Annotated in this window: 20 protein-coding genes; 8 read left to right on the plus strand and 12 right to left on the minus strand. The window is 55.2% G+C overall.

The genetic code is table 11. The features are described 5' to 3' along the window. Nucleotides 1-101: 101 nt before the first annotated feature. The 3 genes from C3L37_RS06640 to C3L37_RS06650 all read right to left on the minus strand — a co-directional run bounded on the left by C3L37_RS06640 (nucleotide 102) and on the right by C3L37_RS06650 (nucleotide 3,696). Nucleotides 102-1,283, minus strand: a complete 1,182-nt coding sequence (locus C3L37_RS06640; RefSeq protein WP_129113816.1) for an MFS transporter — start codon at nucleotides 1,281-1,283, stop codon at nucleotides 102-104. Nucleotides 1,284-1,375: 92 nt separating this feature from the next. Then, on the minus strand, nucleotides 1,376-2,512 hold the full coding sequence (locus C3L37_RS06645; protein ID WP_129113817.1) for a thiolase family protein: 1,137 nt from the start codon (nucleotides 2,510-2,512) through the stop codon (nucleotides 1,376-1,378). A 20-nt stretch (nucleotides 2,513-2,532) separates the two neighbouring features. Beyond that, nucleotides 2,533-3,696, minus strand: a complete 1,164-nt coding sequence (locus tag C3L37_RS06650) for an acyl-CoA dehydrogenase family protein (protein WP_129113818.1) — start codon at nucleotides 3,694-3,696, stop codon at nucleotides 2,533-2,535. A 131-nt stretch (nucleotides 3,697-3,827) separates the two neighbouring features. Between C3L37_RS06650 and C3L37_RS06655 the strand changes: the two genes are divergently transcribed. Together C3L37_RS06655 and C3L37_RS06660 are read left to right on the plus strand one after the other, a co-directional pair. Next, nucleotides 3,828-4,637, plus strand: coding sequence for an N-acyl homoserine lactonase family protein (locus C3L37_RS06655; RefSeq protein ID WP_164974693.1), 810 nt, complete (start codon nucleotides 3,828-3,830; stop codon nucleotides 4,635-4,637). 70 nt (nucleotides 4,638-4,707) lie between these two features. Next, entirely contained in the window at nucleotides 4,708-5,469 is a 762-nt protein-coding gene (locus C3L37_RS06660; RefSeq protein WP_129113820.1) for an SDR family NAD(P)-dependent oxidoreductase, read from the plus strand. A 336-nt stretch (nucleotides 5,470-5,805) separates the two neighbouring features. On the opposite strand, the gene C3L37_RS06665 is transcribed toward C3L37_RS06660, so the two are convergent. Beyond that, entirely contained in the window at nucleotides 5,806-6,183 is a 378-nt protein-coding gene (locus C3L37_RS06665) for a cupin domain-containing protein (protein ID WP_129113821.1), read from the minus strand. A gap of 133 nt (nucleotides 6,184-6,316) precedes the next feature. Between C3L37_RS06665 and C3L37_RS06670 the strand changes: the two genes are divergently transcribed. Beyond that, nucleotides 6,317-7,156, plus strand: a complete 840-nt coding sequence (locus C3L37_RS06670) for an MBL fold metallo-hydrolase (RefSeq protein WP_129113822.1) — start codon at nucleotides 6,317-6,319, stop codon at nucleotides 7,154-7,156. On the opposite strand, the gene C3L37_RS06675 is transcribed toward C3L37_RS06670, so the two are convergent. The 3 genes from C3L37_RS06675 to C3L37_RS06685 form a co-directional block, all read right to left on the minus strand. Beyond that, the gene (locus C3L37_RS06675; protein WP_129113823.1) at nucleotides 7,143-7,517 is read right to left on the minus strand and encodes a YybH family protein; all 375 of its coding nucleotides are present in this window, start codon (nucleotides 7,515-7,517) and stop codon (nucleotides 7,143-7,145) included. The two genes, C3L37_RS06670 and C3L37_RS06675, sit on opposite strands and share 14 nt — an antisense overlap. Nucleotides 7,518-7,556: 39 nt before the next feature. After that, nucleotides 7,557-8,150 carry a flavin reductase family protein gene (locus C3L37_RS06680; protein ID WP_129113824.1) on the minus strand — a complete coding sequence of 198 codons (594 nt, stop codon included), beginning with the start codon at nucleotides 8,148-8,150 and terminating at the stop codon, nucleotides 7,557-7,559. Between the two features lie 134 nt (nucleotides 8,151-8,284). After that, the gene (locus tag C3L37_RS06685; RefSeq protein WP_129113825.1) at nucleotides 8,285-10,396 is read right to left on the minus strand and encodes a TRAP transporter permease; all 2,112 of its coding nucleotides are present in this window, start codon (nucleotides 10,394-10,396) and stop codon (nucleotides 8,285-8,287) included. Nucleotides 10,397-10,558: 162 nt separating this feature from the next. Here C3L37_RS06685 and C3L37_RS06690 point away from each other — a divergent pair, with 162 nt between their 5' ends. Further along, nucleotides 10,559-10,924, plus strand: a complete 366-nt coding sequence (locus C3L37_RS06690; RefSeq protein ID WP_164974694.1) for a universal stress protein — start codon at nucleotides 10,559-10,561, stop codon at nucleotides 10,922-10,924. An 83-nt stretch (nucleotides 10,925-11,007) separates the two neighbouring features. On the opposite strand, the gene C3L37_RS06695 is transcribed toward C3L37_RS06690, so the two are convergent. Beyond that, nucleotides 11,008-12,120 (minus strand): TAXI family TRAP transporter solute-binding subunit, encoded by a 1,113-nt coding sequence (locus C3L37_RS06695; protein ID WP_129113827.1) that lies wholly within the window; start codon nucleotides 12,118-12,120, stop codon nucleotides 11,008-11,010. A 96-nt stretch (nucleotides 12,121-12,216) separates the two neighbouring features. Further along, nucleotides 12,217-13,194, minus strand: a complete 978-nt coding sequence (locus tag C3L37_RS06700) for a quinone oxidoreductase family protein (RefSeq protein WP_129113828.1) — start codon at nucleotides 13,192-13,194, stop codon at nucleotides 12,217-12,219. A gap of 85 nt (nucleotides 13,195-13,279) precedes the next feature. Here C3L37_RS06700 and C3L37_RS06705 point away from each other — a divergent pair, with 85 nt between their 5' ends. The 3 genes from C3L37_RS06705 (at nucleotide 13,280) to C3L37_RS06715 (ending at nucleotide 15,784) form a co-directional block, all read left to right on the plus strand. Beyond that, on the plus strand, nucleotides 13,280-14,728 hold the full coding sequence (locus tag C3L37_RS06705; RefSeq protein ID WP_129113829.1) for an aldehyde dehydrogenase family protein: 1,449 nt from the start codon (nucleotides 13,280-13,282) through the stop codon (nucleotides 14,726-14,728). Nucleotides 14,729-14,841: 113 nt separating this feature from the next. Beyond that, nucleotides 14,842-15,393, plus strand: a complete 552-nt coding sequence (locus tag C3L37_RS24765; RefSeq protein ID WP_228546143.1) for a cupin domain-containing protein — start codon at nucleotides 14,842-14,844, stop codon at nucleotides 15,391-15,393. Nucleotides 15,394-15,454: 61 nt separating this feature from the next. Then, nucleotides 15,455-15,784 carry a cupin domain-containing protein gene (locus tag C3L37_RS06715; RefSeq protein ID WP_164974695.1) on the plus strand — a complete coding sequence of 110 codons (330 nt, stop codon included), beginning with the start codon at nucleotides 15,455-15,457 and terminating at the stop codon, nucleotides 15,782-15,784. 30 nt (nucleotides 15,785-15,814) lie between these two features. Here the strand turns inward: C3L37_RS06715 and C3L37_RS06720 are convergent, their stop codons facing one another. Beyond that, a complete protein-coding gene (locus C3L37_RS06720; RefSeq protein WP_129113831.1) occupies nucleotides 15,815-16,828 on the minus strand; it encodes a ketopantoate reductase family protein in 1,014 nt (337 codons plus the stop codon). Nucleotides 16,829-16,856: 28 nt separating this feature from the next. Next, nucleotides 16,857-18,131, minus strand: a complete 1,275-nt coding sequence (locus C3L37_RS06725; protein WP_129113832.1) for an alpha/beta fold hydrolase — start codon at nucleotides 18,129-18,131, stop codon at nucleotides 16,857-16,859. Between the two features lie 165 nt (nucleotides 18,132-18,296). Between C3L37_RS06725 and C3L37_RS06730 the strand changes: the two genes are divergently transcribed. After that, nucleotides 18,297-18,674 (plus strand): cupin domain-containing protein, encoded by a 378-nt coding sequence (locus tag C3L37_RS06730; protein WP_164974696.1) that lies wholly within the window; start codon nucleotides 18,297-18,299, stop codon nucleotides 18,672-18,674. A gap of 11 nt (nucleotides 18,675-18,685) precedes the next feature. On the opposite strand, the gene C3L37_RS06735 is transcribed toward C3L37_RS06730, so the two are convergent. Further along, nucleotides 18,686-20,296 carry an AMP-binding protein gene (locus C3L37_RS06735; RefSeq protein ID WP_129113834.1) on the minus strand — a complete coding sequence of 537 codons (1,611 nt, stop codon included), beginning with the start codon at nucleotides 20,294-20,296 and terminating at the stop codon, nucleotides 18,686-18,688. Nucleotides 20,297-20,330: the final 34 nt, after the last annotated feature.

Consider the following 20,330-nt stretch of genomic DNA (forward strand, 5'->3'; position numbering starts at 1 on the left):
GCCTCTGATCCTTCCCATTTCAGTTGGTCGATACGGACTGCGAGGTTCAGTGACGGGCGTGGTCAGACGGTGGAGCCGACACCTAGGTCTTGGGTCACAGATCAAAGATCGAGATCGGCTAGCTGGTTCACTACGATGAGCAGTACGGAGAACGCCAGGAGTCCGGCAACGACTCCGTAGGCCATCATCCAGCCCTGCGTTTGGGCAACAGTGCCAGTGACGAGGCTGCCTAGTGCACCGAAGAGCATGTACACCGTCCGAACCAATCCAAATCCTTTGCTTCGATCGGTGTCTGGGAGGACGTAGAGAAACCGGCTTAGAACAACAGGGAACCAGCTCAGTCCGATTCCCAAGAGAAGCACCGCGCCGGCTACTCCGAACCAGGGCGTCTCATACAGCAGGAGTAGTAAACCAGCCATCGCAACTAGCATTGATCCGGCGATGACGATGTCGTGACCGACTTTGTCCGAAAGACGACCGGTGAGTGGCTGTGCCATAGCTGACAGAAGAAAAATTACTCCGAATAGCAATCCGGCACTCTGCGTCGTTAGGTGTCGCTGTTCGACGAGAAAGGTTGGGAAGAAAGAGATCACAGCCTGAAACGCAAACGTTCCCGCGGCGGCAAGGAAGATAGTGTAAACAACGCTTGGAGCGGTGAGAAACCCGACCATCGTCGAGAGTGTGACTTGCCTGCGAAGCGACTCGTTTGGAGATTCAGGTCTTGTCGGACGGACGCGCAGTCTGAACAGAACTAGGAGTGGAAGCGCGATCGCTGCACCGAGTAGCGCCGCGACCCGCCAGCTGTACTGAGTGCCAACGTACGCTCCAACAACCGGCGCAACGAGCCCAGCGAGGGATCCAGCGGCAGTTGTAAACCCAATGGCCTGCCCGTGCTTCGAGAAGAGCTTCGAGAGGAGGTTCGCTGCTACCGAGAAGTATAGCCCCGCACCAGCACCCAAGAAAAATACCGCACACCCGAAAAACACGAACGACGGAGAGACTGCCAGCCAGATGCTGCCGACGGCGATTAGGCCGAGCGAGACAGCGATTACTCGCCGTTCACCAAACCGAGCACCAAGCACTCCACTAGGGAACTGAACCAGCGCGTAAGCCACCCACATTCCTGTAAGCGCAAGTCCCACAGCGGCCTTCGACGTTGAGAATGTGTCAAGGATGTCTGGGACAAGTGGACTGATGACGAGTCGGGACGCCATCTGACCGAGGTTTGCGAGCACAACGAGCGACAGAACGGTATTGCGGTATTGCCATTCCACAGATGCCACTGGTTATCTACCTCGGATCTTAATGCGCACGATGGATCCTTCTTCGCCGATGATGCCGGCAGCCGCATGCACATGAGCGATGTATCGTGCTTTCAAGGGCGTATGAACTCGATAGCAGCGCCCTGACCATATCCAACGCACTGCGTCGAAAGGCCACGTTCGGCGCCAGAGCGGCGCATTGCGTGAATGAGTGTCACTGGGAGGCGGGCGCCACTCGCTCCGAGCGGGTGGCCGAGAGCGATGGCACCGCCGTTCACGTTAAACCGCTCATCGGAAATCCCGAGTTCGCGCTGGCAGTAAAGCGTCTGCGATGCGAACGCCTCGTTCAACTCCACAAGATCGTAGTCAGCAACTGTGGCATCTGAGCGCTTGAAGAGGCCTTTGCAGGCTGGGATTGGGCCAATACCCATGACTTCGGGTGGGACGCCAGCAACGTTGTTATTGCCGATCTCGGCAGCGATGTCGAGCCCATAGTCGTCAGCAAATGCACGAGAGGTGATCATGAGGGCCGCTGCGCCGTCGGAGATTTGGGAGGCATTCCCAGCGTGAACCGTTCCGCCATTCTTGAATGCGGGGGGGATTTCCGCCAGTTTTTCCTCGGTGGTGTCTGGGCGGAGCCCCTCGTCCTCGGTGACAGTGCCACCGTCTGTCTTGATGGGAACGATTTCATCGTGGAAGTAGCCCGCCTCTGTAGCCTCAACGGCGCGCTGCTGCGAGCGGGCGCCATATGCATCCTGTTCCTCGCGGGTAATACCATACCGCTCGGCGACCGTCTCCGCGGTCATTCCCATCTCTAGGTGTTCGACAGTGTAGTTGTCTTGCATCCCGGGAATGTCGCAGACGTTGACGTCACGCTGGACACGCGTCATCGATTCTACTCCTCCAGCAATGAGACAGCGCCGCTGGCCAGCACGGACCGCGTCGGAGGCCATCATGAGCGTTTGCGCAGACGAGGCACACATACGGTCGACAGACGTCGCCGGGACGGATTCACCGAGGTTAGAGAGCAGTGCGATGATACGCGCCAGGTTATTCCCTTGTTCCTTGACCTGGCGAACGCAGCCCCACATGAGGTCATCGACCTGCTCGCCAGCCAGTCCAGTTTCATCGAGTATTTGGTTTATCAACGGTATCGAAAGGTCCTCGCTGCGGACATCGGCAAAGACGCCATTGTACTTCCCCTGTGGGGTTCGATACGCCTGGACAATAACCGGATCAGTGTCTAACATGTGAGGGATGGTGAACGTGATTATTTGAAGGAAGATATTCCAGTAAGATCCTGCCCGAGGATGAGCGAGTGGATGTCGTGAGTCCCCTCGTAGGTGTACACCGTCTCCATGTTCGCCATGTGGCGCATCGGCGAGTAGTCGACGGTGATGCCGTTGCCACCGAGCATCTCGCGGGCGACCCGCGTTTGGTCCCGCGCCGTGCGCACGTTGTTTCGCTTCGCCATCGAGACGTGCTGCGGGCGCAAGTCTCCCCGCTCTTTCAGCTCAGCGAGACGGTAGGCGAGAAGCTGGGCAGTCGTAATCTGCGTTGCCATCTCTGCTAGCTTCTCCTGCTGAATCTGGAAGCGCGCAATCGGACCGCCGAACTGCTCGCGGTCCAGCGCGTACCGGCGGGCGGTCTCGAAGCAGTCGCGGGCCGCGCCGACGGCGCCCCATGCGATCCCATAGCGTGCCTGCGTGAGACATGAAAGGGGCCCCTTCATCCCTTTTACGTCTGGGAGCACGTTCTCCTCCGGGACGCGGACGTTTTGAAGAGAAATTTCACCCGTGATCGACGCCCGCAGCGAGAGTTTTTCTTTGATCTCGTTAGTCGTCACCCCGTCGCGATCAGTCTCGACGAGGAAGCCGCGGACTGGTGCCTCCGGTTCTGATTTGTCCCGTGCCCATACGAGTGCTACGTCTGCGATGGGTGCGTTTGTGATCCACGTTTTGGCTCCCTGCAGTACGTAGTCACCGTCGTCGCATTCGGCGAGCGTCTCCATGCCTGTGGGGTTCGATCCATGCGCCGGCTCAGTAAGCCCGAAGCAGCCAACAACATCTCCCGTCTCGAGGACTGGCAACCACTCTCGTTTCTGCTCTTCCGATCCGTATGCGTGAATTGGATACATGACAAGTGCTCCTTGCACGGACGCCATTGAGCGTAATCCTGAATCGCACGCTTCGAGCTCCTGCATCAACAGACCGTAGGCGAGTTCTGAGACGCCCGGAAGGCCGTATCCCTCTAAGTTCGGTGCGAAGAAACCTATCTCTCCAAGCTCGGAGATGAGGTCAGTCGGAAACGTCCCACTGAGCCAGTGGGCGCCAATATTGGGGCGCGCGCGTTCGGCGACGAAGTCGCGGGCCGTATCGCGGATCATCCTCTCCTCTGGAGAAAGCTCCGCCTCTAACCCCACGTAATCGAGCATACTGTTAGCACGCGCCGAAGCAGTCTTAACGCTGTGGAAATCGGTGATTCTGGCGTTTCTTTCGCTTCTCGGCTCCGCGCGTGATCTACCTCACCACAACCGATATGGATGCGTCAGTTAATTCGTAGATGATGTACTCCATTCACCCGATCTGCTGTGGAGCGCTGACCGCACCGAAGTCGTCGCTTACGTATCGAATAGATCGGGGGCGTACGTTCACATTCCCCGTTTTCTCGTTCCTTGTATTACCTGCTGATCCTGACACCGATTCGGTCGTTTTAGTCGACACCGGCCTTAAGGGAACTGACTCCGAGTATATGCGACGCCGGGGGCGGACAGTTGGGGCTCCGGGTGGCGGGCCGGAGCCACTCTGCGCTGGGCTCGACCATCACGGTGTCACCCCGGACGACATCGACATGGTCGTGCTCACTCATCTCCATCACGATCACGCGGCAAACATTGATCTGTTCTCGAATGCCGAATTCGTCGTTCAGCGGAAGGAGGTGGTAGCCGCCAGAAATCCGCTCCCTATCGTCGCGAACGCATATATCGAGGGAACGGTTGAGCGGCTCCACGAATATGAACTCCTACTCATCGACGGTGACGCTCAGCTTCGAAAGGGGATCGAACTGCTGTTCACTCCCGGCCACACCGAGGGAATGCAATCTGTTGTTGTTGAGACGATGGATGGGCCGTACGCGCTGATCGCCGACCTGGCGTACAATCAGCACAATCTCGCCCCGTCTACGTCGTCGATACCTGACGCTGATGGCCGCATGCAGGCGGTGACCTCGATGGACATCGACTATATTCCTCCAGGGACGCATATCAGTATCTTGGATTGTTACGAAAGCATAGCGAAGGTACGGGCGCGAGTCGACAATGTATCAGACCGACTGCTATCGAGTCACGATGCCGAAGTGGTAGACGTACCAGGCTGAGAGCACGCTACGGCTACTGTGTCTAGGAAATACTTATTGAGATTGCTGAAGCAGAGGACTTTGAAAGCCAATGACACGCCATGGGCTGCTAGACGGAGACGTAGCGATCGTGACGGGAGCGGGGCGAAATATTGGACGTGCGATCGCAGCGACATTCGCTACGGAGGGTGCGAAGGTTGTTGTCGTCGATCTGAATGAGGAGCGTGCACACCAGACGGCTGAGATCCTACGTGGTGACGACGCCGAGGCGATGGCCGTAACCGCTGATGTGAGTTCAGAGGCTGATGCTGAGGCAATGGTTGAGGTAGCAGAGGAGGAGTTCGGTGGCGTGGATGTCCTGGTCAACAACGCTGCAGTCACCGAGCGGACGGATTTCTTCGACCTCTCGGTGGAAGAGTTCGAACGGACACTGCGTGTGAACCTTCTGGGGACATTCCTGTGTACGCGCGCAGCAGCCGCGTCGATGCGGTACTCAAGCGGTGGTCGGATCGTGAACTTTGCCTCTACCTCCGCTCACGTTGCACGGCCGAATGCAGCTGCGTATGCATCCTCGAAGAGCGGAGTGCTCAGTTTCACGAAAACAGCTGCTAACGCTCTGGCTGAGCACGGCATTCGGGTGAACGCTATTAGTCCGACGCGAACAGGGTCCCGCGTCGGTAATAACGAGCGGCGATCGGGAGACCCAGATGCTGATATTCTAGTCGGGCGGTGGGGAAGACCAGAAGACCAAGCGAATGCGGCGCTTTTCCTGGCTTCGCCCATGAGTGCGTTCGTAAACGGCACTGAACTCGTTGTGGACGGCGGTGCGCAAGCGAGCACCTACGATAGATGACTGGTTGGTCTCCGTGAGTATTTGACCCTGAGAACGTGACGAACGAATTGAGTTCTTCGAGAGACGACGGGGCTCATAGGTGTGCCAGGTGTGAGGATATATACCGTCTGATCGTCGTATGCGTGCTCAATCGCGTGGTTCAACTCTGTGAGTGTCTTTCCATCCACCGCGTTGAGCACGTCCGGTCGGTCAAGAATGATCTCAGCTCACACGCCAGCGACTGATACGCGACATTGTCAAACGACGTCACGCCCTCGCTTCTGCCAACATTGGTATTAATCTTCCTCGAGAAAGGTGGTCTTTGCAGCAGTCTCAGAGCTACGCCACACTCCGAAGCTATTCGTCCGAGAGAGCGACGGTGCCATCGTGCTCTGGATCTCGGATGACGATAGAAATGTGCCTGAACTCTTCAGTGTCAGTTGCGACGTGCCAGTGTGGTTCGTCTGGAGGGATCGAAACCCAGTCACCTTCGGAGACGACGAATTCCTCGTCCACAGTGGCAACAATGCCTGTCCCGCTAGTTATATAGATCATCTGACAAACTGTGTGCTGGTGGATATTTGTTCGCTCCCTAGGGGCGAAGACGACTTCCCCAGTTGAAAGCACCTTATCGTCAAACGGTTCAGAGAAACCAGCCCGCTTGTGGGCCTGTGTTTCGAACACTGCACCTGTGCGACGCTCGGTCTTGAGATTTGCTGCTCGCCTGATCTCCATGCGCCGGGTAACTCATTCCATTGCCATATAGATAGTCAGTAGGTAGGACCTCACTTGAACGGATCAGTCGTCGACGCGGCCTCCGGTCCAAGTTCGCTGAACTATTAAGACGTCGCTCGTCTTGGTGGCGGTCATGAACGCAACCAACGACTGGTACGAGATCCGAGTGCTCGATGATGGATGCTACGCCATCTGGGAACTCGATCGGTACGCAATGTATCTCGTTGAGGGCGACGAGGAGGCACTGCTGATCGATGCTGGATGCGGGGTCGGTGATCTCCGCGGACTGGTCGACCAGCTGATCAACGTCCCGGTACGCCTGTTTCTTACCCACTCACACTGGGATCACATTGGCAATGCCGCCCAGTTCGATGATGTGTCGGCACACCCCCGCGAATGCACACCAGACGGGACGATCGCCGTCGATGGCGTCTCTGATGACCTCGCTCACCGTCCTACCCAAGCGATCGTCGGGTGGGAGAAAGAGCAAGACGTGACGTTCCCGGACGGGTTTACCCCCAGCGAGTATCGTATCCTCCCAAAGCGTGACGTTCAGCCTGCCTACGCAGGTGATATTGTTGACCTCGGCAATCGGCAACTTGAATTGCTCGCGCTAGCCGGCCATTCGTCGGGCCAACTCGGTGTTCTCGACCGGGATCGGGGCCTGCTCTACGGTGCAGACGTGATCGGTAATGATCGGCGGCTCCTTGCCCACTTTGGTACCGCGTGTCTCCCTGAGTACCTCGGATCGATGCAGCGTGTCCGCGATCTCCACGAGGCTGGAGCATTTGGTAGGCTCGTTACCGGACACAACCGACCTATGGGGAAACGTGATCTGTCGGTGCTTCAGCCGATGGTTGGTGGATTGGAAGCGGTCGTAAACGGCGATGTGAGTGGTGACCGGGTAGACACACGGTATGGGTCAGCGCGCGAATTTGCATTCGCGGAGTTCTCCATTGTCACTCGTGACTGACTGCGTGGGAATGGCCGCGGTAGACACAATACCGGGTGATAAGGTTCTCATCAGAAATAAAGTCAAACTCGCCGACAACTTGGCGGGAAAACGGACCTGACGATGATTTTCCACGAACCTCGACGGTACAGAGCGTGGCGGTGTCGCCGTGATATCGCTGCTGGATGCGGTGATCAGTGTGTGCCACCGATCGCTCTTGCTCATAGTATTCACGGACGGCGCCTCCTCCTATGAGGAGGCCCTGACCAGGCCGCACATGGTGCGCATCGTCGCTGAAGAGCTGCTCAAAAGCGTCGTAGTTCTCTTGGTCGACCGCCCGGTAGTACGCGTCGATAAGTCGGTCGCGATTGTCAACGTTCATACTTCGTTAAAGGAGTGGTGTGGTGTAATCGTTTCCCGATCAATAGTTGCGCGTTAATTCGAGCCGATCGACGGCTGTGTAGTAGGGCCCTCCGAGGCGACCGACGACGTCGAGCTTCTTCATGTCAATCTTACCGTCGGTTAGTACGTCTTCAGAGATGTGGAAATACTCGACCTCGCCGAGAACCATCAACTTATCGTAGATCTCAATGGAGTCGTAGAGGTTGCACTCCATGCTTACGACGGCGTCGGCCACCCGTGGCGGTGACACCCGCCTGCTCTTCGCTCGTTCAACCTCAGCGAAGTCGAACTCGCTCTCCTCTGGCGGAAGTGTTGCCGATGTCTGGTCCATCTGCCGTGCTAGTTGCTCGGTGACGACATTGACAACGAATTCACCCGTGTTCAGGGCATTTCGCGCCGAGTCTTTTAACTCGCCATTCTCCCGGTATTGGGCGTTGAAGAGTACAACCGGGTGCGACGAGGAGACGTAGTTGTAGGAGCTGTACGGCGCAAGATTGTCGACACCGTCTTCGCTCACGGTACTTACCCAAGCAATGGGCCGTGGGGTCACCGCGGACTTGATAATGCGACCGTTCTCGCGGAGAGTAAGTTCCTCAACATCGAATTCTTCCATTTCTACTGAGGATGGACGCGGCGGCTATATGTACGTTTAGGTGGTCAGTCCCCAAGACTCTCAATATGTGCCGGCTCTAGTGTACCCCTTGTAAACCGAGGAGGATGAAGGAATTTTGTCGGCGGAAACGCCGGCTATGCCTTCTCACCGATGGGGGAAACCGCCCGATTGCGGAATATCTGCAAGAAGAAGATGGCCAAAATCACGGCAAATGCGGTGACTCGAAGGCCGTATAGTTGCATATTAGGCAGTGGAAGCGCCGTTCCGAGGCTTGCCACGACTGAGCAAACCACGAGGACGACCCGTTGCACAAGTGAAAGACTGCCGAAAAAATAGTCGATGCTGGCCGCAGAGAGTGCGAGGAGCGATACAAACAAAATGACGAAATTGATTGCTGTCAGCGGAAACTCCCAGTAGAGGATATCTGGATTGATGACGAACAGGTAGGGGAGAATGAAAAGCGGGATTCCGATGAGGACCGATTTATAGCAAGTTCTAAAGAAGTTCGCTCCACTAATTTCTGCAGTGATAATATTAGCGATAGCGACAGGGGGTGTGAGCGCTGAGAGGACTGCGAAGTAGAGGACGTACAGGTGGGCAGTTTCAACACGAACACCGAGATCAGTCAGTGCTGGAGCAATTAGTAGCACAGCAACAATGTAGGCCCCAGTAGTCGGCATGCCGAGTCCGAAGAGGATGGCCGCCAGCATCGCAAGCGGCAGCAACAATAGCAGCATGCCTCCCGAGAGTGCGACAAGCTGTTGGGTGAGTGTGGTAGTAAATCCAGTGACGCTGAGTACCTCAACAAACAGGCCCATCAAGGCCGCAGCCATGGCGATGCCGGCAGCGTTCTGCGAGCCAAGCCGCATCCCTTCTGCGGTATCTGCAACGAACTCGACGAACGCTTTGCGGTATTCGTCGGCGAAGTACATCTTGTGAAACAGCCCAGACACGATAGCGGCACCAATTGCCAAGACGCCGGCATACAGAGCTCCATACCGAAGGAAGACCAATGTATAAACGAGAACCCCGACAGGGAACCACAAGTAGATGCCGCGGATGAGCGTGTTCAGGATCGAGGACGACTCTTTGGTAGCCTGAGTGATATCTGCCAAATTGATTTTATTTGAAGATCCAATGGAGACCTCGTTTAGCCAGTCGTCAGTGTCTGCTCTGCTCGCGTCACTGTCGGATGGTTGATCAATATCACCTTCGAATATCGCCTCGGCGTTCGCCCCCTCCTTATCGGTGATGAAGTAAACGGCTGTGGCGACGGTGAAGTAAAACAGAAGCGCGGGAAACAGACCAATGGTGATGACGTGAAGATAGCTTGTTCCTGTGATTTCCGCCATTAAAAATGCGGACGCTCCCATGATTGGCGGCATAATCTGTCCGCCGCTAGATGCGACTGCCTCGACCGCAGCGGCCGTATCCTTCTTAATCCCCTGCTCCTTCATTAGGGGAATTGTGAGCGCACCGGTCGTTGCGGCGTTGGCGGCTGCGCTTCCATTGACCGAACCCATACCGAGACTTGAGATAACGGCTGTCTGTGTGATCCCTGATTTCATTCGCTTGCCAACACGGGCGCCGAGCCGGATAAAATACTCAAGTGCGCCGTAGGCTTCGAGAAAGCCAGCGAAGAGGATGTAGATCAGGATATACGTCGCGGCGACCTCAAAGATGATGTCGTATAGTCCGGAGAACTGTACGGTGAGCGCGGCGATGAGCGACCGAAGGTCAAGCGACGAAGATTGGAAGATGCCAGGCCAGTAGCTCGCAGTCAAAGCATAAAAGATGCCAAAGAAGCCGACCAATACAAGTACCCAGCCGAATGTTCGTCGAGAAAGGTCAAATACTAGAAACAAGAGTATGAATCCCACCAGTATGTCGATATCGGTGAAGATGCCAAGGCTCTCGATGTAGAGTCGCTGGTAGTTGGTGTACATGTAGACAGAAGCGACGACCGCAGCCACGAGTTCAACTGGGATGAGGCCGTAGTTGTCGAGTACTGTGAGCAGTCCATCATCGCGAGAAATTCTAGGGTTGAATGAATAGATTGCTGCTACGCACATCATGAGCCCCAAGCTGATGACAAGATGGAGGTTCATTTGTAGGGCGTACGTGTAGGCGAACCAGATGTGGTATATCGCTGTGATTATTCCGACTAGAAGAAGCGCCCAGTACTTGACCACAACTAGGCGTTCCTCGGAGGAAGTACTCGCTAAGCCTGTCACAGAGTTCAGCATGAAGTTGGATAGTGTGCCGTATGATCATTAACGTTCTGGTGGATGTCAACATACAACATGAACGCCGACCTCGTGGAGCACCGATTCTACTAACCACCAAAATTGGTCGTTCCGTACACAGATTTATCCCATTCGAACCGCTCACTCCCCCAATGGACGTTATTGACGGTAGACGGGAGTGAACGGGCCAAAAAGATACTCCGAGAGGCTGACCGCCTGGCCAATGCCTTCAACGACGAACTGCATGTCGTCCACGTTATCGCGTACGACGATACTGACCTTGATATCGGCGTAACCTCGACGGCAACCGGTGAACGGCTGATCGACATTGCGGTCCAGCAGGTCCAGGACATCGTGGGCGACACGATCTCCGAGTATAAGGCGGTCGGCCTTGTCGGCAAGGATGTGAAGGTGGAACTGAATGATTACTTGGAGGGAAAAGATGTACGGTACGCCGTCATTGGCGGACGCCGTGTTCATCAGTTGGAAAGGCACTTCTCGGAAGTACCACGCAGTCGATTCTGTTGAGTGCTCGGACCCCGGTCGTCATCGTGGTGTGACTGTTCGGGAAGAACTCTTTCTCGAATATCATCGAATGTGGGCTGGATAGGTTAGTTCGAGAACTCGGAATTCTCAAAGTCTTTGAGAGTTGCAAAGCTATCGTCCCAGACATTCTCCTCCTTCATCCACTTCTCGGAACCAGGGTGGACAGGAACCGAGGGATCCTTGACTAACCAGGCGGTAGCAAATTCGGGACCGAAGGGCTCAAGAGCGCTGTGATAATCACGGACCTCTTTCTTATTATCCATCAAGGTCTTTACGAATTCGTAGGTAGCTTCCTTTGGGTGATCCGGGGTGAAATATGTGCTGTACCCCGTGGAAAGAGCAGGGAACTCCTCGTAGGAGAGGTCATTGCTGAACCCTTCAGCAGAGATCGTGGCGTACGATAGCGGTGTATTGTAGTTCTCGACTGCCTGCTTATCCCATGGCCACCTGATTACGTCGATTTCGTTGGTTGAGTCGAGATCTTGGACGTAACCAAGCAGGCCATCCTGGTTGACGGTCAGTGACATGGCGATGTCGATGCGGCCTTCCCGCATCGCTGCTGGCATGTCGCCAAAGTCCATATTCTTGAGATTGTAATCATTTGGACCTCCAGCTCCAGCGATCTTGAAGCCGGTTTGTGCAACCGAATACCCACTGGCACCTGGCGGACCCCATGTCATCGAAACGTCCGAGGGAATGTCATTAACCGTCTCGACGTCGCTCAGCTTGTCGCCCTTTCGCTTGAACATTATAATGTCGACGGTCATCCATGAAATAGATTGACATAGCGTGGTCTCCAGTTTTGGGTTCGTATATGGGTCCAATCCGCGGTTTCCACGCCAACCGTTCATATCGGTGCTTTGTCCGATATCAATTTGTCCTTCGGACATCATTTGTGGATTTGCGGTTGTTCCGGGCGTTGTCCGTGGATTGACCGAGACCATATCGGAATGTTTGTCGAGGACGGAGCTAAACGCGACACCGACCGCATGCGTACCCGTTTCCTCGCCTGAGGTACCGAGTGTCCACGAGTATGTACCATCGCCACCGCTTCCATTGCCACCGTCACCTCCACCGCCCCCATTGCCACCGCCTGTACATCCAGCTATTCCCAATACCCCAGCAGCTCCTACCGTCTGGAGCACATTTCTGCGGCTAATCCGCTCTTTCGAAGGCATACGAATGCGTGTGATTCCCACACAAACATATAGCTTTCTATTGCTTCCTTTTCTTTTTTGGGGAGCGGGTGTGAAACTATACAGTGGACCTGAAAGTCACGGCTTAATCATGAGCTTTCCGACGAAGCTGTCCTCCATAACCGCCCGGTGGGTCTCGCCGACCCCGTCAAGATTGTAGGTTCGAGCGACTTCGATGGTAAGGGCGTCACGTTCGAGGAGGCGGGCGACCTTCCTAAGTACTGTCGTCATTTGGGATAGCTCCCCCGACACCGCAAGATTCGACATACTCATCGTTGAGACGGTGAGTTCCTTTCCTCGCGCAACCGCGGAGTCGGCAATAGTAGCGGACCCTCCACCGTAAATAACAACAGATCCGCCAAAGGCGGCGACATCTACGTCCAACTGGAAGTATTCATGGACTCGATGGTCGAACACTACATCCACACCGGCTGGCGCTTGGTCACGGACCGCCTCGGTTAAGTCACCGCGGCCGTAATCAAATACGACGTCGGCGCCCAGCTCCCGCACAATATCCCGGTGAGACTGAGTACCCGCCGTCGAGATGACTGTTGCACCGACTTCGGCAGCAAGTTGCACCGCGACGTGGCCGACACCGCCGCTGCCCCCGTGAATAAGACAGGTGTTTGCTGGATCGAGACTCGCGTGATCGAGTAACCCTCGCCAGGCCGTCACGCCGACAAGCGCGGCGCCCGCGCCTGTTTCGAAGGAGACTCCCTCAGGAAGCGGAGCGATGATATCCACGGGAACGGTGACGAACTCTGCGGCAGATCCCTGGTGAAAGCGTTCTGTGTGGAGGCCCGTTCCAAATACTCGGTCACCCACTGAGTACTCCGAAACGTCATCACCGACCTCTGCGACTACGCCAGCGAAATCCGAGCCAGTAATCTGGGGAAGAGGATTTGAACTCCCGCGACGGCGCTTGGCATCAACGGGATTAATGCTGGCTGCTCTGATCTCAACGAGGAGTTCCCCGTTACTGGGTGCTTGCTTTTCGACGTCTTCGACCCGAAGAACCGAGGGATCACCGAACTCGTGGTAACGTACAGCACGCATGTCTGGGTGGTTCCACCAAATACAGCTTATATCTATCGTTCAGGTCCCCGAAACCTACTTTGTTGTTGCATGCTCGCATACTCATATGGCCGACCAGTTCGAAGTGAGCGACACGTACGGACACTTTATCGACGGAGAGATGCAACCGGCTGACGGCGGGACGTTCGAAACGATCGATCCAGCAACGGAGGTCCCAATAGCTGAGGTAGCTGCCGGCAATGCTAATGATGTGGATGACGCCGTCGCAGACAGCATCGCAGCACTTGATGAGTGGCAGAAGATGCCTCCGGCAGAGCGTGGCCGGATCGTCAGTGCAATCGCTGAGGCGATTCAGGCCGATGAGGACCGACTCGCCTATATTGAAACCCTTGACAGCGGCAAACCGCTTTCCCAAGCGTTGACTGATGTCCGACGGTGTGCTCGTTACTTCGAATACTACGCCGGCGTAGCCGACAAAATTCATGGAGATTCCATTCCCCGGACGCGAGAGTACGTCGATTACACCGTTCGCGAACCACTCGGTGTGACAGCTCACATCGTTCCGTGGAACTTCCCTATTGGTATCCTCGGTCGCGGAATCGCCCCTGCGCTGGTCACCGGAAACGTCGCGATTGCCAAGCCCGCAGAGCAAACGCCGCTTACCGCGGTCGAAGTTGCGAAACTCGCTGTTGACGTAGGGCTCCCCCCTGGCGTATTGAACGTTATCACCGGGTTTGGTCCAGATGCGGGTGAACCACTGGTGACTCATCCTGATGTTGAGGGGATTACGTTCACTGGATCCGTTGAGACAGGCCGTCAGATAGCCAAGCAGGCAAGTGAAAAGCTAGCACACGTTCACCTCGAACTTGGGGGCAAGAACGCGAATGTCATCTTTCCCGACGCTGACCTTGACGACGCTATTGAAAACACAGTTCGGTCGATCTTCAGCCGAAATACGGGCCAAGTGTGTACCTCCGGGTCGCGAGCCATCGTCCACCAGTCGATTCATGACGAGTTCATCGAACAGTTGGCTCGGCACACAGATGAGTTGACGATCGGCCCTGGGGTCGAAAATCCTGATGTGGGTCCGCTCGCCTCGGCAGCTCAATTCGAGAAGGTAACGAAGTATATCGACATCGGGCGAGCAGAGGCTAGCGATCCGGTCATCGGTGGGTCCATCCCTGATCGCAAAGGCTACTTCGTCGAACCGACCGTGTTCACCGACGTCAACCCTGAAGCACGCATCGCGCGAGAGGAGATTTTCGGACCGGTACTGGTCGTCATTACCTTCAGTGACGAACGGGAGGCGCTCGCCATCGCCAACGAGAGCGACTATGGGCTCGTCGCAGGAGTCTTCACGTCAGACATCGGGAAAGCCCACCGGTTCGCCCGAGATGTTGATGCAGGCCAAGTGTACATCAATGAGTGGTTTGCCAGTGGCATTGAAACGCCCTTCGGCGGCTACAAGCAGAGTGGCCTTGGTCGGGCGAAGGGGCTTGAGGCACTCCGTGAATATACGCAGGTGAAGACCATCTGTGCGCGAATCGACGATTAGACAGTGGACGTCTGCAACTTCGAATCGATTTTAGCCTGATCTTTCAAAGTTATCATCCATTCGGCTGGTTTGAGTACCTTTATAATAGATCCTGAAGATTGTGAACTCGTCGCATGGTAGATATCAATTTCACGAACCTCCCTCCGCAACAGGGGTTCAAGGTAGACGTGCGTAAATTAGGCGGATACAGCCTCCATCCTGAAGGAGAAGAATACGAACTCGCGGGTGACGAACCGCAATTCGATATCGTCACACGCCCATTCGGGTCGAACGAGTTCCACATTGCCTACATCGAAGGTGATCCTGGCGCCGCAATTCCGTGGCATACTCACACCCCGATTATGTACCAGACCTACATGCCGCTCGAAGGCCACGTAGAAGTCTCGTATAAAGATCATGACGGAGAGGCCCATAGCATCGAAGCAGGCCCATTTGAGGTCGTTTACCTCCCAGCGGGCGCTCACAACAAAATAAAAGCCATTGGTGACGAGCGGCTGAAAATGTACGTAATCGAGCGCGAGACGCTTATCACGCGGGTCGAACACCTCGTTGGCGAAGCAAAGGGGATCTACGACCCAAAGTCGGATCCTGAGTACGGCCTCGAATTAGACACGCTGCGCGGGAACGTGCTTGAAGTGGACGAGGAAGCCGTTAAGGAGTACTGAGCACGCTACGCTCTTTGCTACCATCGGATTTTTTATGAGTGTCGCCTCCCTGCATACTCTCATGGATCTTACTCACTGGAGTAATCCGTTTAAAAAAGAAGAAGCGTATGAGGGCATCACTCGTCGAGTACTCTCGTTCGACGAGACGCTCATGTTGGTTCACTACACGGTCGAGGAGGGGGCTGTCTTCCCTGCTCATACACACGATGAGACACACCAAGGGGTATTCGTTATTGAAGGACGCATTGAACTGTTCGGCGATCACGAAGCGACGCTGGAAGCCGGCGATACATTCGTCGTTGGTCCAGAGGTTGAACATGGAATCCGTGGTCTAGCGTCTAAGTCTACGCTGATTGACTCCTTCACACCGCCTATTGAGGCATACAGGTAAAAGTCTGAGTGAGAGGCCAGTTCCTGATTGTTAGGTCCCTTCCTCTAGGTACCCTCGTTCAAGCCCTCCAACAAGACTCGTCACAGCGGCATTGCAGGGAACCTCGATATCCTCCTCTTTCGCAAATTTCACGATCGCACCATTCGCATCCCCAATCTCCGTTTTCCGTCCCGAGTTGACATCTTGAAGCATACTCGACCTGTGCTGTGGATTTTGCCGTCCGAGAGCTCGAACTTTCTCAAAGACATCGTCTGTCGGGATGTCGATGCCACGAGATTCAGCGACTGCCAGTCCTTCCTCGACGAGTTCCTTCATTAGCGCAGCTATCAATTCGTCTGCTACCAATTCGCCGTTCGGCAGGCCTGTGAGCGCGGCAACCGGTTTGAATGCGATGCTCACGAGTTGCTTATCCCAGATGTGGGGGCGTGGATCGCTGACGGCGGTAACGTCGTTGAACCCTGCCCTCTCAAGACCTTCGGCAACCTGCCCCGTGAACAACTCATTCGGTCCTCCGACGACTGTCTCCCCTGTTCCGGTACGCTGGACGATTCCTGGTGAGACTACCTTCGCACTCTGATAGGTTACTCCTGTGAGGATGCGATCGCCAGAAACAACCACTTCAAGCGTGCGTCGGAGCGTTAGACCATTCTGTAATGTCAAAACGTACGTTTTTGGGCCTATACAGTCTTTATGTTGTTCCACTGCCGTTATCGTCTGATAAGATTTCACAAACACAAGCACGAGATCGGCAATGCCAACGTCGCTTGCCTCCGTCGTTACGTTGAGGTTATCTTGCCCAGGCCCGACAGAGAGCTCTTCACTCCCATCCATGCTACGGATTTGGACGCCCTCTTGTCTCATCTTCTGCGTCACTGATTCGTCGTGGTGGAGCAACCAAACGGTCTCTCCACTGTCTGCGAGCATCCCACCGAACAACGTACCAAGTGCACCAGCACCTATAATGGCGATTTGCATATTGTTTCCAAGAAGTGAGGTATCGTATATGTTGCGACAGGGGAGAATCCAGCCGAACGTCGCCTGCACAGCTCCTTCCTCCCTCACTCGCGTGGCCTTACTCAAGAATATCTTCGAATACCGGTGTGAGTGCTTGCCTGAACACGTCGGGGTTCTCGATCTGGGGGAAGTGGCCGACGCCCTCCATGATGTCGAGGTATGCACCGTCGACTTTCTCCGCGGTCCGACGCGTCTCCTGGGGAGTAGTCGAAAAGTCATACTCCCCAGTTAGGAAGTAGACGCCGCACTCGTCGGTATTGACGGTCTTTATCTCTTCGCGGATGTCCATGGTTCCACTATATGGGAGGTCACCGACATAGACATCGGTGCCACCCTGACTGTAAATCCACCACGATTCACGCTTGTTTCGTTCTGGACTTTGAGGCGCCTGTAGCGCGTAGGTCCACTCTGGACGGACGACTTCTTGATTGATGTCCGGACGGGACAGGTAGCCGAAGTCCCGTGATCGCGGACGGTGGTCTGCTCCTTCAACGCTTATTACCGCCTCGAGTTCGTCGGGGTATTCAATGGCGAGTTCAAGGACGACCTTCGCTGCCATCGAACAACCCATGAGGATTGGCGAATCGAGACCGAGCGTTCTTACGAACGTCATGATGAAGTCTTTGAAGAACGGACCAGTGAGCGTATAGTCCTTGATCCACCACTCTCTTGATAGAGGGGGATAGGAGTTACCATGCCATGGCATATCGAACGCGTAGATCGTCAAATCATCGTGGAGGCTGGCGTCGTTTAGCAAATGACGCCATTGACGGACATCGCCGCTGGCTGTGTGCAGGCAGACAAGGGGAATATCGCCGTCTCCAGCGACTTCGTAGTGAGTCCGGTAGGTTTCATCGTGGACATCAAGCCAGACGTAGCGCCCGGTGATTGGCTCGTGGGTCCCATGTGGTGGGAGCGATGCCTCCTCTTTGGGACTATCTGATTCGCCGTTTCGAACGCGTCTAAATACGGTGAACAGTCGCTTTATTGCGGAGGTGTGTCGGAGCGCGAGCGGCAGGTCGCCCTCGATGTTGAGATCTCCAGCCTCTAGCCAGGTCGCAAGGGGGTCGTGGTACAGCGGAGGTGGCGTCTCGTCGAGCATCTTTTCCCAGGTTTCAACCGAGGCACGTATCGCGATGTCCCAGGCCGTGAACCGGGGGTCAATCTCGCGAAGGTCGATGGATCCACCCGTAGCATCGACAATGTATTGATCGTCACCGAATTCCAATAACAACGTCGCGTTGAAGTGCTTGCTAAGTCGGGCGAATTGATTGTCGTCATTTACTGCGTCGCAGGCCGTTGCGAACCACTCGTTATCGAGGGGCGTTAGCATGTGACTCGAAGATTCCACCCTGGCGTATTAAAGAATTCGTCACTCCGGAGTGAGTACCGTGACCAAACGTACCACCTGACCCCATGTATGGGGTGCAAAAAAGTGTGTGCGACCGCCGCGTACACGAGACGAAGAACTAATGACGAGTCTCATCGTTGCTTCCGTATGGTTCGTCCATACCGTGCCGATAAGGTTCCGTCAGTCTACAACATCTCCAAGATGCCCGTCCACGAGCGGAGCAAGGGCGTATCGCAGCGTTATTTTCGCGGGATCGATACGTTGATCGGATTCACAACGATCACCTCGGAAAAGACGGCCGAGCCTCACTCCCATCCGTGGGAACAGATCAACTTCGTTCTTGAGGGGGAGGGGGAGTTCCGGATCGGCGACGAGACTGTTTCAGTAACCGAGGGCGATGTGTTTCTCGTCCCTCCGAACGTCCCCCACTGTGCAGAACCACCCGAGGAGTCATGTACCGTCATGTTCGTTGGCCCGCTCCGTGAGGACTATGCCGACCTTACGGACTATCAGTCGGAGTTTTAAGACGCACTCTGTCAATTGATTTGCCGTTCAGCACCCTCCCAGTATGCATCTCGAAGCTCCTTCTTGTCGACTTTGCTGTATGGCGTCTTCGGAAACGACTCAAGGAAGTCGACGCTCTTTGGCTTCTTGTAGCGGGAGAGCCGCTCGTCTGCGTACGAGATGACAGAGGCCTCGTCGACGCTGTGTCCGTCCTTGGGGATGACGAGAGCCTTTACAGCTTCTCCCCAATCATCGTCCGGAACGCCGATGACAACGACATCTCGTACCGCGGGGTGGTCCGCCAATACGTCTTCAACCTCATTGGTGTAGACGTTCATTCCACCGGTCACGACTACGTCGCTCATTCGGTCGAGTAACGTCACATACCCCTGTTCATCCTGCTTTCCGATGTCGCCCGTCCGCACCCACTTGCCGGCTAACGTCTCTCGCGTCATCTCTGGCCGCTCAAAATATTCTTCCATTACATACGGGGCGGTTGCTAGAATTTCGCCCGGACTTCCTGGGGTTTGTGGTTCCCCGGTATCCGGATCTACGATTTTCACATCTGCCATGAGACACGGCTGACCGGCCGAGGAAAGACGCTCTTCTTCGTCGTGCCTGATGGCGGTCTTATGTTCTTCTTTCCCGAGAGTAGTGATGAGATTTGGAATCTCGGTCTGGCCGTAAAATTGCTTGAAGATTGGGCCCAATCGGTCGAGCCCTTCTGTGAGTCGAGCCGGTGTCATGGGTGCTGCACCGTATACAACCGTCTCAAGTGTGGAGAGATCGCGTGACTCGATTTCAGGATGATCGAGCAATCGATAGATCATTGTCGGTACCATGAATGTCCAGGTAATCCTATGCTGCTCAATATCGTTGAGGATCTGATCCATGTCAAATCCGGATCGCACAACTGAGGTCGCCCCTATGAGAAGCGAGCTCCGAAAGAAGGAGCCCGCCGAATGTGGAAGTGGGGTGGTGAAGAGTAGGCGATCGTCTTCAGAGATATCGAGCTCAGCGAGAGCAGAATAGTACAGCATTGCCCGACTTCGATGGGTGTGTAATACGCCCTTTGGATTCCCAGTTGTTCCGCCTGTGTATGCGTGGAATACAACGTCGTCTGGCGAGACATCTACGTCTGGAGGGACGTCTTCGGTGTATCCTCTGTAGAATTCATCGAGTGCGACGAACCTGTTCGGTTGGTCTTCCACGTCGTCGTTAACGCAGACGACGGTCTCAAGATGTTCGAGCGAGGAGGCAAGCTGCGAGATAATCTCGACAAAGTCTGGGCCGCAGATGAGGATGTTCGCACGCGAGTCGTTGAGAATATATTCAATCTCATCTCGCTCGAGCATGCTATTCAAGAGCACCTTTGTCATGCCAGCCTTCGTGACCGCAAGTTCAGATATGACGTATTCCGGTCTATTTTCCATCAAAATAGCAACGCGCTTCTCTTCTTCCTTCCCTTCGTATTTGGCAACCAGCGCGTTCGCGAGAGCGTTCGACTGCTGGTCGAGCACCCCATAGGAAAGGTGGATTTCGTCGAAGATGACCGCGGTCCGGTGTTGATATTTGCGCAAGCTCTTTTCAAAGAGTTCTTTCAGGTTGAACGCACCGTCGGCTCGTGATAAGGGGGCAATCATGGTAACTGTGAAAGTGGTGTAGCAGTGGTTCGCC

The organism is Halegenticoccus tardaugens (assembly GCF_004116405.1).
Lineage (GTDB): Archaea > Halobacteriota > Halobacteria > Halobacteriales > Haloferacaceae > Halegenticoccus > Halegenticoccus tardaugens.

What these genes read in the sequence shown, in the direction of transcription:
- C3L37_RS06705 (WP_129113829.1), top strand. Translation starts at nt 13,280, where the DNA reads ATGGCCGACCAGTTCGAAGTGAGCGACACGTACGGACACTTTATCGAC.
- C3L37_RS06680 (WP_129113824.1), bottom strand. Translation starts at nt 8,150, where the DNA reads ATGGAAGAATTCGATGTTGAGGAACTTACTCTCCGCGAGAACGGTCGC.
- C3L37_RS06695 (WP_129113827.1), bottom strand. Translation starts at nt 12,120, where the DNA reads ATGCCTTCGAAAGAGCGGATTAGCCGCAGAAATGTGCTCCAGACGGTA.
- C3L37_RS06725 (WP_129113832.1), bottom strand. Translation starts at nt 18,131, where the DNA reads ATGCTAACGCCCCTCGATAACGAGTGGTTCGCAACGGCCTGCGACGCA.
- C3L37_RS06660 (WP_129113820.1), top strand. Translation starts at nt 4,708, where the DNA reads ATGACACGCCATGGGCTGCTAGACGGAGACGTAGCGATCGTGACGGGA.
- C3L37_RS06735 (WP_129113834.1), bottom strand. Translation starts at nt 20,296, where the DNA reads ATGATTGCCCCCTTATCACGAGCCGACGGTGCGTTCAACCTGAAAGAA.
- C3L37_RS06700 (WP_129113828.1), bottom strand. Translation starts at nt 13,194, where the DNA reads ATGCGTGCTGTACGTTACCACGAGTTCGGTGATCCCTCGGTTCTTCGG.
- C3L37_RS06665 (WP_129113821.1), bottom strand. Translation starts at nt 6,183, where the DNA reads ATGGAGATCAGGCGAGCAGCAAATCTCAAGACCGAGCGTCGCACAGGT.
- C3L37_RS24765 (WP_228546143.1), top strand. Translation starts at nt 14,842, where the DNA reads ATGGTAGATATCAATTTCACGAACCTCCCTCCGCAACAGGGGTTCAAG.
- C3L37_RS06715 (WP_164974695.1), top strand. Translation starts at nt 15,455, where the DNA reads ATGGATCTTACTCACTGGAGTAATCCGTTTAAAAAAGAAGAAGCGTAT.
- C3L37_RS06650 (WP_129113818.1), bottom strand. Translation starts at nt 3,696, where the DNA reads ATGCTCGATTACGTGGGGTTAGAGGCGGAGCTTTCTCCAGAGGAGAGG.
- C3L37_RS06675 (WP_129113823.1), bottom strand. Translation starts at nt 7,517, where the DNA reads ATGAACGTTGACAATCGCGACCGACTTATCGACGCGTACTACCGGGCG.
- C3L37_RS06730 (WP_164974696.1), top strand. Translation starts at nt 18,297, where the DNA reads ATGGTTCGTCCATACCGTGCCGATAAGGTTCCGTCAGTCTACAACATC.
- C3L37_RS06685 (WP_129113825.1), bottom strand. Translation starts at nt 10,396, where the DNA reads ATGCTGAACTCTGTGACAGGCTTAGCGAGTACTTCCTCCGAGGAACGC.
- C3L37_RS06670 (WP_129113822.1), top strand. Translation starts at nt 6,317, where the DNA reads ATGAACGCAACCAACGACTGGTACGAGATCCGAGTGCTCGATGATGGA.
- C3L37_RS06655 (WP_164974693.1), top strand. Translation starts at nt 3,828, where the DNA reads ATGTACTCCATTCACCCGATCTGCTGTGGAGCGCTGACCGCACCGAAG.
- C3L37_RS06645 (WP_129113817.1), bottom strand. Translation starts at nt 2,512, where the DNA reads ATGTTAGACACTGATCCGGTTATTGTCCAGGCGTATCGAACCCCACAG.